At 43.1% G+C, this 13,676-nt stretch carries 11 protein-coding genes and 1 other annotated feature; of the genes, 9 read left to right on the top strand and 2 right to left on the bottom strand.

Features of this window, described 5'->3' with window-relative positions; translation table 11 throughout:
• The first annotated feature begins 140 nt into the window (after positions 1-140).
• From HU147_RS04415 to HU147_RS04390, 6 genes are all read left to right on the top strand, one after another.
• The gene (locus HU147_RS04415; RefSeq protein ID WP_224075089.1) at positions 141-1,187 is read left to right on the top strand and encodes an ABC transporter ATP-binding protein; all 1,047 of its coding nucleotides are present in this window, start codon (positions 141-143) and stop codon (positions 1,185-1,187) included.
• Entirely contained in the window at positions 1,184-2,194 is a 1,011-nt protein-coding gene (locus tag HU147_RS04410) for an ABC transporter ATP-binding protein (protein ID WP_317985485.1), read from the top strand. The genes HU147_RS04415 and HU147_RS04410 overlap by 4 nt, the downstream gene beginning before the upstream one ends.
• Positions 2,195-2,222: 28 nt before the next feature.
• Entirely contained in the window at positions 2,223-3,950 is a 1,728-nt protein-coding gene (gene opp4A / locus HU147_RS04405) for an oligopeptide ABC transporter substrate-binding protein (RefSeq protein WP_224075088.1), read from the top strand.
• A gap of 154 nt (positions 3,951-4,104) precedes the next feature.
• Positions 4,105-5,070, top strand: a complete 966-nt coding sequence (gene opp4B / locus HU147_RS04400; protein WP_224075087.1) for an oligopeptide ABC transporter permease — start codon at positions 4,105-4,107, stop codon at positions 5,068-5,070.
• Between the two features lie 12 nt (positions 5,071-5,082).
• On the top strand, positions 5,083-6,000 hold the full coding sequence (gene opp4C / locus HU147_RS04395) for an oligopeptide ABC transporter permease (protein ID WP_224075086.1): 918 nt from the start codon (positions 5,083-5,085) through the stop codon (positions 5,998-6,000).
• A gap of 188 nt (positions 6,001-6,188) precedes the next feature.
• A complete protein-coding gene (locus HU147_RS04390) occupies positions 6,189-7,889 on the top strand; it encodes a peptide ABC transporter substrate-binding protein (RefSeq protein ID WP_224075085.1) in 1,701 nt (566 codons plus the stop codon).
• A gap of 43 nt (positions 7,890-7,932) precedes the next feature.
• On the opposite strand, the gene trpS is transcribed toward HU147_RS04390, so the two are convergent.
• Positions 7,933-8,922 carry a tryptophan--tRNA ligase gene (gene trpS / locus HU147_RS04385; protein WP_224075084.1) on the bottom strand — a complete coding sequence of 330 codons (990 nt, stop codon included), beginning with the start codon at positions 8,920-8,922 and terminating at the stop codon, positions 7,933-7,935.
• Between the two features lie 45 nt (positions 8,923-8,967).
• Positions 8,968-9,179: a binding site (T-box leader), on the bottom strand.
• Positions 9,180-9,222: 43 nt separating this feature from the next.
• Entirely contained in the window at positions 9,223-9,510 is a 288-nt protein-coding gene (locus HU147_RS04380; protein ID WP_224075296.1) for a DUF3899 domain-containing protein, read from the bottom strand.
• Between the two features lie 295 nt (positions 9,511-9,805).
• Here HU147_RS04380 and HU147_RS04375 point away from each other — a divergent pair, with 295 nt between their 5' ends.
• From HU147_RS04375 to opp3C, 3 genes are all read left to right on the top strand, one after another.
• Positions 9,806-11,512, top strand: coding sequence for a peptide ABC transporter substrate-binding protein (locus tag HU147_RS04375; protein WP_224075083.1), 1,707 nt, complete (start codon positions 9,806-9,808; stop codon positions 11,510-11,512).
• Positions 11,513-11,714: 202 nt separating this feature from the next.
• A complete protein-coding gene (opp3b, locus tag HU147_RS04370) occupies positions 11,715-12,653 on the top strand; it encodes an oligopeptide ABC transporter permease (RefSeq protein WP_224075082.1) in 939 nt (312 codons plus the stop codon).
• Positions 12,650-13,669 carry an oligopeptide ABC transporter permease gene (opp3C, locus tag HU147_RS04365; protein WP_224075081.1) on the top strand — a complete coding sequence of 340 codons (1,020 nt, stop codon included), beginning with the start codon at positions 12,650-12,652 and terminating at the stop codon, positions 13,667-13,669. The genes opp3b and opp3C overlap by 4 nt, the downstream gene beginning before the upstream one ends.
• Positions 13,670-13,676 lie beyond the last annotated feature (7 nt).

The raw sequence follows: 13,676 nt of genomic DNA, 5'->3' as shown, positions 1-13,676 counted from the left end.
AGGCTTTTGGCCTTGTAAAAGTTTTCAAAATACTTTAACGATTACTAAAATTATGAAAAAGGGATTGATTATGTAATGTTTTTGTAATAAACTTTAATCAATCCAAATTAACAGAAAAAAAAGAATTTTGAGGTGTTGACATGACAGTTAAATACTCATCCAATAAGACGGCACCCCTTCTTCAAGTAAAAAATCTTCAAACCGGGTTCAAGATTGACGGAGAATTTTACAACGCTGTAGAAGGCGTTTCATTTGATGTGAATCGCAAGAAAATCGTCGGGATTGTAGGAGAATCGGGCTGTGGAAAAAGCGTAATGTCGCTATCGATCATGCAGTTGCTGCCGCCGCGCATCGGCAAAATCCGCGGAGGAGAAATTGAATTCGAAGGAGAAAATATTTCAAATCTGTCCGATAAGAAAATGAACAAACTTCGAGGAAAAGATATATCGATGATTTTTCAAGAGCCAATGACTTCACTCAATCCGGTATTTACAATTGGTTACCAAATCGAAGAAGTTATATTGAACCACGAAAATATCACGAAAAAAGAAGCACGTCTCCGTTCGATTTCACTGCTTAAAAGTGTCGGAATTCCCCGCGCTGACAAAATCGTGAATGAATATCCTCACCAATTGTCTGGAGGCATGAGACAACGCGTCATGATTGCAATGGCGATTGCCTGCCAGCCAAAACTGCTGATTGCCGATGAGCCGACGACTGCACTCGACGTAACAGTGCAGGCACAGATTCTGGAATTGCTGAAAGGCATCCAGGAATCGAATGACATGTCCATTATCCTTATTACACATGATCTTGGGGTGGTAGCAGAAATCTGTGACGAAGTCATTGTCATGTATGCAGGAAAAATTGCAGAACGGGCATCAGTAGACGAACTCTTCAACCATCCGAAGCATCCTTATACAGATTTATTGATGAAAGCGATTCCGAAAATGGATGAAGATGTAGAAAAATTGGCGACGATTGATGGATTGGTTCCTTCTATTATAAATATGCCTCAAATTGGCTGCCGTTTTGCGAACCGGTGTCCGAAAGCGATGCCGGAATGTTTGACTGTTACGCCTCAGCTCGGGGCAGTGGCACAAGACCATGAAGCTGCTTGCCTTCTATATGAAGAAAGCTGGCCGGAAGGACATAAACCACAAAAAGAAGGGGCTACGGTTTTATGACAACAAGAGACTTCATACAAGAAAGAATGGATAGCTTGGAAAGCAGGGAAGTTCTGCTGGACGTGCAGAACCTTAAAACCTATTATCCTGTGACCGGCGGATTTTTTAAGCGAGTGGTTGGCAATGTAAAAGCCGTGGATGATGTTTCGTTCACCATCCGAAGAGGAGAGACGCTCGGGCTTGTCGGGGAGTCCGGCTGCGGGAAATCGACAACTGGCCGTACTATACTGCGGCTGTTAAAGCCTACCGGCGGCAAAATCCTTTTCGAAGGAAAAGATATCACCAAAGTGTCGGGATCCAAACTCCAAAAAGCACGACGCGATTTTCAAATGGTTTTCCAAGACCCTTATGCATCATTGAATCCGATGCAAATGGTTGGAGATATAATTGCCGAGCCGATTCTCAATTACGAGAAGCGCGATAAACAAGAATTGGAACAAGAGATCAAGTCTTTATTGACTCGCGTTGGACTTCCCGAGGAGGCCTATTATAAATATGCCCATGAGTTCTCCGGAGGCCAGCGTCAGCGCATCGGTATTGCCCGGGCACTTGCGCTGAACCCAAAATTGATTGTGGCTGATGAGCCGGTTTCGGCATTGGATGTTTCGGTCCAGTCACAAGTATTAAATCTGCTGAAAGATCTGCAGAAAGAATTCGATTTAACTTATTTGTTCATTGCGCATGACCTTAGCGTAGTAAAGCATATGAGCGATCGAATCGGAGTCATGTATTTGGGCAATCTCGTCGAGCTTGCTTCAAATAGAGATTTGTACAGAGAACCGCTGCATCCCTACACACAGGCTTTGATTTCTGCAATCCCGGAACCGAATACGGCGATTAAGAAAGAACGGATTGTGCTGCAGGGCGATGTACCAAGCCCGCAAAATCCGCCGTCAGGCTGCCCGTTCCATACGCGCTGCCCGATGGCAATGGACATCTGCTCGAAAGAGAAGCCGCCATTAAAAGAAGTGCGGCCGGGCCATCATGTTGCGTGTTTACTGTATTAAATCAAAAAAACATTTAGGGGGAAAATGAATGAAGAACAGGAAGTTATTCTGGCTATTTGCATTGATTCTTGCCCTTGCTGCATTTTTGGCAGCTTGTGGAGGAGATGAAAGCAGCTCGTCGAAAGATAATGCATCCAAAGACGACAGCAAAGATTCAGCAGCAGAAGGCGAACCGCAAAAAGGCGGTACGATGGTTTACGGAATTGATGCTCCACCTGAAGGGTTATTTAACCCAGCATTCTATGGTATTGCTACAGATGCAGAAATTATCGATTTATTTGACGAGTCATTGATTACTTACAACGAAAAATTGGAACCGGAACCAAATGTAGCTTCTTGGACAACAGAAGACAATAAAGTCTTCAACTTCAAGTTCAAAGAAGGCGTGAAATGGCATAACGGCGAAGAACTGACAGTCAATGACTGGGTATTCGCATTTGAAACAATCGCGAGCCCTGACTATGACGGTCCTCGCTATACAAATGTCCAAACAATTGAAGGCGCAGAAGCTTTCCGCAAAGGAGAAGCTGATACAATTTCAGGTGTTGAAGTAGTAAATGACTACGAAATCAACATCACTTTTGACGAAGCGCGAGTTAACAACTTAACAAACCTTTGGTCTTACCCGCTTCCAGAATCCGTTCTTGGAGACGTTCCAGTTGCTGAAATGTCGGCATCTGAATGGGTGCGTACAACACCGATCGGCATCGGGCCATTCAAAGTGGATAAAATCGTCCCTGGTGAATCTGTTGAAATGTCACGTTTCGACGAATATTGGAATGGCGATGTGAACTTGGATAAAATCGTTGTCCGTGTAATTGACAACTCTTCAGTAGTTGGCGCATTGCAAAACGGCGATGTAGATATGATCAGCCTTCAGCCGGTTTCAGGGCCTGAAGTAGAGCCTTTGGAGAATGTAGATATCGTTACGTACCCAGGGCTATCTTATTACTATGTTGGATTTAAACTTGGTAAATTCGACAATGAAAAACAGACAATCACTGAAGAACTTCCAAAATACCAGAGCAAAGAACTTCGCCAAGCGATGATGTACGCAATTAACCGCCAGGAATGGGTTGATGCATTCTTCTTCGGCTACGCGAAAGTTGCAAACAAACCGGTTCCGACTGCCCACTGGAACGCAGCAGATGACAGTGAGCTGAACACATATGAATATGATCCGGAAAAATCAAAAGAAATGCTTGATGCTGCCGGATACAAAGATACAAACGGCGACGGCTTCCGTGAAGATCCAAACGGCGACGAGTTTGTTGTGAAATTCTCTCACTACGCAACAGGAAACCCGACATTCGAGTCACGTGCACAAGCAATTACGCAATATTGGGAAGAAGTCGGCATTAAATCAGAATTGGAAATGGTTGAAGTTAACCTGTACTACGAAATGATTGAAAAAGACGATCCTTCTATCGAAACATTCTTCGGAGGATGGGGAACTGGATCAGATCCGGATCCATCAGGCCTTTGGAAAGCAAATCAATTGTGGAACTACCCTCGTTACAACAATCCAGAAGCGGATAAATTGCTTGATGACGCTTTGAACATTGATATTGTCGGTACAGACCAGCAAAAACGTACGGATTTGTATATCGAATGGCAAAAGATTGTAAACGAAGAAGTTCCAATGCTTTATATTGCAGAACTTGAAGAAATCCGAGCTTTAAACCAACGTGTCGGCGGTACGAAATTTGATGTTTCTGGCCAAAACAGCCCAGCTGAATGGTTCGTAACAGAATAACAAGCAAAGACTAACATTCAACGATGGGCTGGAAAAGCCCATCGTTGAATAATTATATGGATGCTCTTATGCACGGTAAGGAATGCTTGAAGGCAAGCAGCTCTTACCGTGCGGGAGAGCGCAACTAAGACTAACACGGACAAGGAGAGTATATATGCTGAAATACACATTTAGAAGGTTGCTTGGAATGATTCCTATGCTCATCCTTATTTCAATTGTCGTTTTTTCCCTCGCCAAGCTGATGCCGGGTGATTCGTTGAGCGGTGAAATCGATCCGCTCAATACAAATCCTGAGTATATTGCAGAGATGAGAGAAAAACTGGGCTATAATGATCCGTTGCCGGTGCAGTATTTCAATTGGGTTACGGATTTCGTGCAAGGAGATTTTGGCAAATCGACGCGTTTTAAAGTCCCAGTTGCCGATGTCATCATGGAAAAAATTCCAAATACACTTTTTCTTGGTGTAATGGCGCTATTGATCACATATGTCCTGGCTTTTGCCATGGGAATGTATTCCGGGCGGAAGCCGTATACCATCGGTGATAACGCCATCGCAGGCATCAATTATGTCATGCTGGCAATTCCTTCATTTGTGGCAGCTGTATTTGCAATTTACTTCTTCTCATTCCATTTAAACTGGTTCCCGTTCGGGGGATCCGTAGATATCTTGGTTGAAGACGGCACTTTTGAATATTGGCTCAGCCGTCTGCACCATGTACTGTTGCCGGCCGTAGTGCTCGGGGCAATGAGTACGGCCTCTTATACGCAGTTTCTGCGCAATGACATCATTGAAAACTCGCGTAAAGATTTTGTGCGGACAGCCCGTGCAAAAGGGACGCCGATGAAGAAAATTTACAATGTCCATATTTTACGGAATTCAATCATTCCGTTGGTCACTTTCTTAGGCTTTGATTTTGCTGCATTGATCGGCGGAGCCATTATTACAGAAACGATTTTCACTTACCCGGGAATCGGCCAACTGTTCCTGGACTCGGTTACGAACCAGGATTATCCGACTTTGATGGCATTAACGATGCTCCTGTCATTTTTAACGCTGGCAGGGAATTTAATAGCAGACATACTTTATGGAATCGTGGATCCACGAATCCGTTTGGATTAAGGAGGGGCAAATATGGCATCATCAACCACTATTACACAGCAGAAGAAGCCGGAAAGAAGCTTATCTCCATGGCAGATTGCCCGGAAAAAGTTCCTGCGCAATAAATTGGCAATGGCGAGCACCGTTTTCATTATAATCGTAACCGTCATCTCGTTATTGGCACCGTTTCTGGCGCCTTACCTGTCGCCGAATCCGGATATTACAAAAGTGAATATCGGTTCCATGAATATCCAGCCGAATGGCGAACACATTCTTGGAACGGACAAAAGCGGAAGAGATGTACTAACCCGTTTGTTTTACGGCGGTCGGGTTTCTTTGTTAGTAGGTTTTAGTGCTACCTTAATGGTTATTACTCTCGGAACGGTAGTCGGATCCATCGCTGGATTTTTTGGCGGAGCAGTGGACAGCATTTTGATGCGCTTTACTGATTTCGTATTGAATTTCCCGTTCCTGGTGTTTGTCATTGTTTTGAATACGGTTCTTTACGGAATCGTAGATGGTCTTTGGGTGCTGATTATGGTAATCGGGGTTCTCAGCTGGGGCGGCGTGGCACGTTTGGTGCGCAGTAAAGTGCTGGCAGAGAAAGAAAATGAATATATTCTCGCTGCCTTGTCTATTGGCTGTTCACCGTGGAAAGTAATCCGCAAGCACCTGCTGCCGAATGTCATGTCGACCATCATTGTCCAGGCAACTTTAATTTTTGCCAGCATGATCGTCATCGAATCGGCATTGAGTTATTTAGGATTCGGGGTTCCGCAAACGACGCCAAGCTGGGGCAATATGCTGTCATCTGCCAACGAGCCGGATGTGCTGCAAGGCAAACCATGGATCTGGATGCCGCCGGCTTTAGTCATTACCCTGACAATCCTGTCCATCAACTTTATCGGTGAAGGGTTGAAAGATGCTTTAAATCCAAAATCATTGCGTTAAACTCGAAAGGCTGCTTAAATAGCAGCCTTTTTGATTTGAAAAAAATAAATACTTTTGACTTTCTACTATTATATATAATAAATTTAAGATTATTTTAGTTTAATATATCAAATAAATACTATACATAGTAATGATAAGTTGTATAATCTATTTAACAGACTTATCAGAAAAATAAGGAGGAGAGCTAAGTGAATCGAAAGAAGATGTACTGGTTTCTCTGTTTGGTATTGGGATTGGGTTTCTTCCTTGCAGCATGCAGCGGCAATAGTGATACCACGGCTCCGGAAAATGAAGAAGGAGGAACTGAAGGCGGCGCCTCGGGAGAATTGGATTCCGAACAGGTCCTAAATATTATGGAAAGTGCTGAAATACCGACCATGGATTCAGCCCTTGCAGAAGATGCGGTAGCTTTCGATGTTTTGAATAACGTCAATGAAGGACTGTATCGCCTGAATCAGGAAAATATAGCAGAACCCGCTATGGCGGAAGGTGAACCGGAAGTCAGTGAAGATGGGCTGACCTATACCTTTAAGCTTCGCGACGCTAACTGGTCGGATGGCACACCTGTCACTGCGCAGGACTTTGTCTTCTCTTGGCAGCGTGCCGTAGATCCAGCCACGGGTTCACCATATGGTCCTTATATGATGGCCGGCACGATTAAAAATGCAGCAGCAATTGCAGAAGGAAGCATGGACAAAGCGGAACTTGGCATCGAGGCAACGGACGACAAAACATTGGTGGTAACGTTGGAACGTCCAGTTCCTTATTTCCTTTCATTGATGTCTTTCGGAACTTTCCTGCCGCAAAAAGAAGCCTTTGTCACTGAAAAGGGCGGGGCATATGCCTCTAATTCAGATAACCTTCTGTACAATGGCCCGTTTATGCTGACAAATTGGGACGGCACAGGGCTGACTTGGACGTTGGAAAAGAACCCGGAATATTGGGATGCAGAAACGGTTAAGCTTCAAACAATCAATGTAGACGTGGTAAAAGATGCGGGAACAGGGCTGAACCTCTACAATTCGGGAGATAAAGACCGTACTGGTTTAACTGGAGAATTTGCGATGCAATACGCGGATGATCCGGAAGTGATACGAATACTCGAACCGAGCATCTTCTACATGAAATTTAACCAGGAACGGAACGGCCAGCCCACTGTATTGGCCAATGAAAATATCCGGAGAGCGATTTCTTTGGCATTTAACAAACAAGACTTAGTTGATGTAGTTCTAGCAAACGGATCACTGCCAGCGAACTATTTGGTGCCGACAGAATTTACATTTGATGAAAATCAGGAAGATTTCCGGGAAGTCAACGGAGACATGAATGAATACAATGCAGAAGAAGCGAAAAAACTTTGGGCACAAGGGATGGAAGAAGAAGGATTGACAGAAGTCACCATTGAATATCTGGGGGATGATACTGAACTATCTAAGAAAATGAATGAATATTTGAAAGCACAGCTGGAAGGAAACCTGGAAGGTCTGACAGTCTCCATTAAGACAGTGCCATTCAATGTCCGCTTGGAACTGGATGAAGCCCAAGATTATGAAATTCAGAATTCCGGCTGGGGGCCTGATTATCAGGATCCGATGACATTCATCGATTTGTTTGTAACTGGATCTCCTCAAAACAAAATGGGTTATTCAAATCCTGAATTCGATGCTTTGGTGGAATCAGCCAAAGGAGAACTGGCGCTTGACATTCCGGCACGCTGGGATGCAATGGCACAGGCTGAACGCATCTTGATTGAAGAGGACGCAGCAATTGCCCCGATTTATCAACGAGGGGGAATGGCTCTGCAAAAACCATATGTCAACGATATAGTCGTTCATCCATTCGGCGGGGATTATAGTTACAAATGGGCATATATTTCTGGAAAACAGTAAATTAAGAAGAACAAAAAAGGCTGCCATTACGGCAGCCTTTTCGTTATTTGCGCTTCCGGCCTAAGCCCATCGCATTTTCCATTTTCTTCAACGTTTTATTTGCCAAGAAGTTGGCTTTTTCAGCGCCTTCATCCAAAATCCGGTCCAGCTCTTCTGAATTCAGCAATTCCTTGTAGCGTTCTTGGATTGGAGCAAGGTGATCGGTTACTGCTTTGGCGACCGAAGCTTTGAAATCGCCGTAGCCGGCCCCTTCATATTTCGATACGAGAGATTCGATGCTTTCGTTGGTCAATGCAGCTTCGATTGTCAGCAAGTTAGAAATGCCGGGTTTGTTTTCCGGATCGTACTTCACGATGCCTTCTGAATCGGTGACAGCACTTTTGATTTTTTTCTCGATGGTTTTCAAGTCATCGAGCAGTGTCACAATCGCTTTTTTGTTTGTATCCGATTTGCTCATTTTTTTGGTCGGATCCTGGAGCGACATAATGCGCGCACCGTTTTTAGGAACCCGGATTTCCGGAATCTTCAATACTTCATTGTAGCGTTTATTGAACCGCTCTGCCAAATCGCGCGTCAGTTCAATATGCTGCTTCTGGTCATCGCCGACCGGCACCACATCGGTTTGGTATAGCAGAATGTCCGCTGCCATTAAAGGCGGATATGTCAGCAATCCTGAAGAAACGGAAGCGGTTTTTGCCGATTTGTCCTTGTATTGCGTCATGCGCTCCAGTTCGCCGATGGTTGAAATACATTGCATCATCCATCCTGCCTGCGCGTGCGCCGGCACTTCCGATTGGATAAAGAGCGTGACTTTTTCCGGATCGATGCCGACTGCCAAATACAGCGCAGCCAATGCTTTAATATTTTTTCTCAATTCCAGCCGGTCCTGCGGCATTGTGATGGCATGCTGGTCTACGATGCAAAAAATGCAATCATACTCATCCTGCAGGTCGGTAAATTGCTTGAATGCGCCGATATAGTTTCCGAGTGTAACGGTACCGGTAGGCTGGACGCCTGAAAAGATTTTTTTCATCCAAATTCCTCCTCAATATAAAAAACACATCACACATCCCCTAAAAAAAGGGACGAATGATGTGTCTTTCCGCGGTACCACCCTAGTTGCCAGTCAATGGCCACTCTTCTTCATAACGTGAAGAACACGAAACCGGCTACTGTTATTTCACCGGTCCAGCTCAAAAGCCCATTCAATGCAGCACTTCATCTGTTTCCACCAGCCACAGACTCTCTATAGAAGGAACAGCATTTACTCTTCTTTTTCATCGCTCATTATATATTGATTTATTATAATACAAAGAAGTTTTTATTAGCAAGCTTACAACTGATAAATAATGAGTGAAATTATCATTACTGCTAACGTAAAACTACCGATGATCAATAATGGAGCGCTAGATACGGCCATTATTTCAGAAGGTGCACGCATTTCGTCATCTTCCAATGTGGATTTGCCTTTATAGACTTTTCGCATGCTCATTGTAAAGATGTCGAAGATTCCAGTTCTGATCACAAAAACCCATAAGCCGATAAATAATAAAATGCCTCCGTAGACAAAAGAATTATTGATATAGGATAAAAGGGAGAATGGTTCACTCCTGAACACCATGGTCAAAAGTATTAAAACTTGCACAATGATTATTCCAATAAAGGATTTTTTCATTTTTTCGCACCCCAATTCTCATCTATTGTAGAAGAAAATATAAAAAAAATCAAAAAATATTAAAACTCTTTTTGTTAAAAATTCCTCATAAACCCAATATTCATGCTCTTTTGTGTAATATTTTTGACATGCCATTGTTATAAAGTTGTAACTAGTCAAAAAAAAGTGCTGTACAAGCAAAAAAGATTATGTATAATAAACAGTGTACCAATTTTTCAGAAAATTTAAGGGGGTCACGTAAGTGAGAAACAGCAAGGTATTCTGGCTACTAAGCCTGGTTTTAGTTCTTAGTGCCTTCCTAGCAGCATGTGGCGGCGGGGAAGATACTTCAACTGAACCATCAGATTCAGACAGCGACAAAGAAAAAGAAAGTGCATCAGGAGAAATGGACTCTGTCCAAGAATTGAACTTGATGGAAAGTGCAGAAATACCAACAATGGATTCAGCTCTTGCTGAAGATGCTGTAGCATTCAACATTATGAACAACGTAAACGAAGGTTTGTACCGCTTGAACCAAGATAACGTTGCAGAACCGGCAGTAGCTGATGGCGAACCGGAAATCAGCGAAGACGGTTTGACTTATACTTTCAAATTGCGTGATGCTAAATGGTCAGATGGTTCACCTGTAACTGCTCAAGATTTCGTGTTCTCTTGGCAGCGCGCAGTTGACCCGGCTACTGGATCACCTTATGGTCCATACATGATGGCTGGTACGATTAAAAACGCTGCAGCTATTGCAGAAGGCAAAATGGATAAAGCTGAGCTTGGCGTAGAAGCTAAAGACGAAAAAACTCTAGTGGTTACACTTGAGCGTCCAGTTCCTTACTTCATCTCATTAATGGCATTTGGTACATTCTTGCCGCAAAAAGAAGCTTTCGTTACTGAAAAAGGCGATGCTTATGCTTCTAACTCAGATAACCTTCTTTACAACGGACCATTCACATTGACAAACTGGGATGGCACTGGCCTAACTTGGTCAATGGAAAAAAATCCTGAGTACTGGGATGCTGAAACTGTAAAACTTGATAAAATCAACGTAGACGTTGTTAAAGAGTCTGGTACAGGGGTTAACCTTTATACTTCAGGCGAAAAAGACCGTGCTGGTCTATCTGGTGAGTATGCAATGCAATATGCTGACGATCCAGAAGTAGTAAGAGAATTAGAGCCAACTGTGTTCTACTTGAAATTCAACCAAGAACGCAACGGAGAAGAAACTCCACTTGCTAACGTAAACATCCGTAAAGCAATTTCAATGGCTTACAACAAACAAGATTTAGTTGACGTAGTATTGGCAAACGGATCACTTCCAGCTGATTTCTTAGTTCCAACTGAATTCACATTTGATGAAAGCAAGAAAGATTTCCGCGAAGTAAACGGAAAAATGAACGAATTTAATGCTGAAGAAGCTAAAAAACTTTGGGAAACTGGCTTGAAAGAGCTAGGAGTAACAGAAGTAACACTTGAAATGCTAGGTGGAGATTCTGAACTTGCCAAGAAAATGGACGAGTACATGAAATCTCAACTTGAAGGAAACCTTGAAGGGTTGACTATCAACCTGAAAGCAGTTCCATTCGCAGTACGTCTTGAACTTGACGAAAAACAAGATTACGATATCCAAAACTCTGGTTGGGGCCCTGACTATCAGGATCCTATGACTTTCCTAGATTTGTTCGTAACAGGTTCTGCACAGAACAAAATGGGTTACTCTAACCCTGAATTCGACAAACTGATTGAACAAGCTAAAGGCGAATTGGCTCAAGATATTCCAGCTCGTTGGGAAGCAATGGCAAAAGCTGAAAAAATCTTGATCGAAGAAGATGCAGCAATCGCTGGTATTTATCAGCGCGGAATCATGTCACTTCAAAAACCGTATGTTCATGATATTGTTGTTCACCCATTCGGTGGAGACTTCAGTTACAAATGGGCTTACATTTCTGGAAAAGAATAATTCTGTAAATTGGCCACTGTGAAAAACAAATAGTAAGAGAGTATATCGCTGCTTGTTATTGGACGATATACTCTCTTTTCTAATGTAAGAGAATTCACGGAAAATTGACCATTTTCTGCTAACTTTCGAAAAAAACAAGCCTTTGATTAATGCGAAAAAATAAGTCTTGTCATATAGAGAACGATTTTTATGGAGGTGCAACATGGCACGATACATCGGCAAACGATTAATTTATATGGTACTCACTTTGGCTTTGATTGCCACGTTTACATTTTTCTTAATGAAAATTTTACCGGGTTCCCCTATCGCTTCCGCAGATAAATTATCTCCAGAACAAAGGGCAGTTGTTGAAGAAGCTTACGGTTTGAATGATCCTCTACCGGTTCAATACTTTAACTATATGTTTGGAATTGTACAAGGAGATTTAGGCGTTTCTATTAACCAGTTTAAAGGTGCTCCTGTTACGGACTTGATTATTAGCCGAATGGGTCCTTCTGCGCAAATAGGATTCCAAGGAATGGTCCTTGGTACCATTATCGGGATTTTGCTTGGCATGATTGCTGCATTGCGCCAAAATACATGGGTGGATTACAGCAGTACTTTAATTGCCATCATCGGAATTTCGATTCCGTCATTCGTTTTTGCATCTATGCTGCAATATTTCTTCGGTTTAAAATTGGAATGGTTCCCAGTTGCTCTATGGAAAGACGGATTTATGTCCAGTGTCCTGCCATCCATTGCACTAGCAATGTTCCCGCTTGCAACTGCAGCCCGTTTTATCCGCACGGAAATGATCGAGGTATTGGGTTCAGACTATATTACGTTGGCGAAAGCTAAAGGGGCCAGTGGTTCTGAAATCGCTTTCAAACACGCTTTCCGTAATGCTTTGATTCCATTGATCACGGTTTTAGGGCCAATGACTGTTGGTATTTTGACTGGCTCGTTAGTAGTAGAACAAATTTTTGCGATTCCTGGTATTGGAGAGCAATTTGTTAAATCCATTATGGTTAATGATTTCGCCATTATCATGGGCACAACAATTTTCTTCTCCGTGTTCTTAATTGTCGTTATTTTGATTGTAGATATTCTTTATGGCATCATTGATCCTCGGATCCGTCTTTCAGGAGGTAAAAGCTCATGACACAAAATCTCGAAAAGTTACCGAAAGGTTCGTTTGAACGAATTACGGTAGATACCAAGCAAGCTGAACGCATCTCGAAACCAAGCGTCAGCTTTTGGCAGGATGCATGGCACCGCCTGAAGAAAAACAAAGGTGCGATTGCTAGTTTAGTCCTGTTCCTTTTAATTGTTATCATGTCATTTGTAGGGCCGATGCTCAGCCCGTATGAACCAAACGCCCAAACCATTACACATGCCAACTTGCCACCGAAAATTCCAGGACTTGAAAAACTGGGTATTTTTGACGGGGTAGGTACTTTAGGCGGCAAAGAAGTAAACTTATACGAAATGAAAAATGTAGAAGTCAACTATTGGTTCGGTACAGACGGCCTTGGCCGCGATATGTTCTCTCGCCTATGGGTCGGTACTCAAGTTTCATTATTCATTGCTTTCGTTGCAGCAGCGATTGATATGTTGATTGGTGTTATTTACGGCGGTATTTCCGGATATTTCGGAGGACGCGTTGATGACTTAATGCAGCGTATCGTTGAAATCTTGACAGGTATTCCAAACCTTGTCGTAGTAATTTTGTTCATTATGATCATGGATCCGGGTATTTTGGCCATCATCATTGCCTTAACCATAACCGGTTGGACCGGGATGTCTCGGGTAGTCCGTGGACAAGTTCTTAAGTATAAAAACCAGGAGTTCGTACTGGCTTCCAGAACTTTAGGCGCCAGCGACTCGCGCATCATCTGGAAACACTTGATGCCGAACGTTCTGGGGATTATCATCATCAACACGATGTTTACAATTCCAAGCGCTATTTTCTTCGAAGCGTTCTTGAGCTTTATCGGATTAGGGCTGCAAGCACCGGATGCCTCACTTGGTACATTGATCAATGATGGCTACAAATTGCTTCAATATCAGCCGCATATCTTGGCATTCCCGGCGATTCTGCTCAGCTTGATCATGATTTGCTTCAACTTGATCGGTGACGGACTTCGTGATGCGCTTGATCCTAAGATGAAAGATTAAGGAGGAA

This window comes from Planococcus chinensis (assembly GCF_020071995.1).
GTDB classification, from domain to species: domain Bacteria; phylum Bacillota; class Bacilli; order Bacillales_A; family Planococcaceae; genus Planococcus; species Planococcus chinensis_A.
This window is presented reverse-complemented; position numbering and strand designations above follow the sequence as displayed.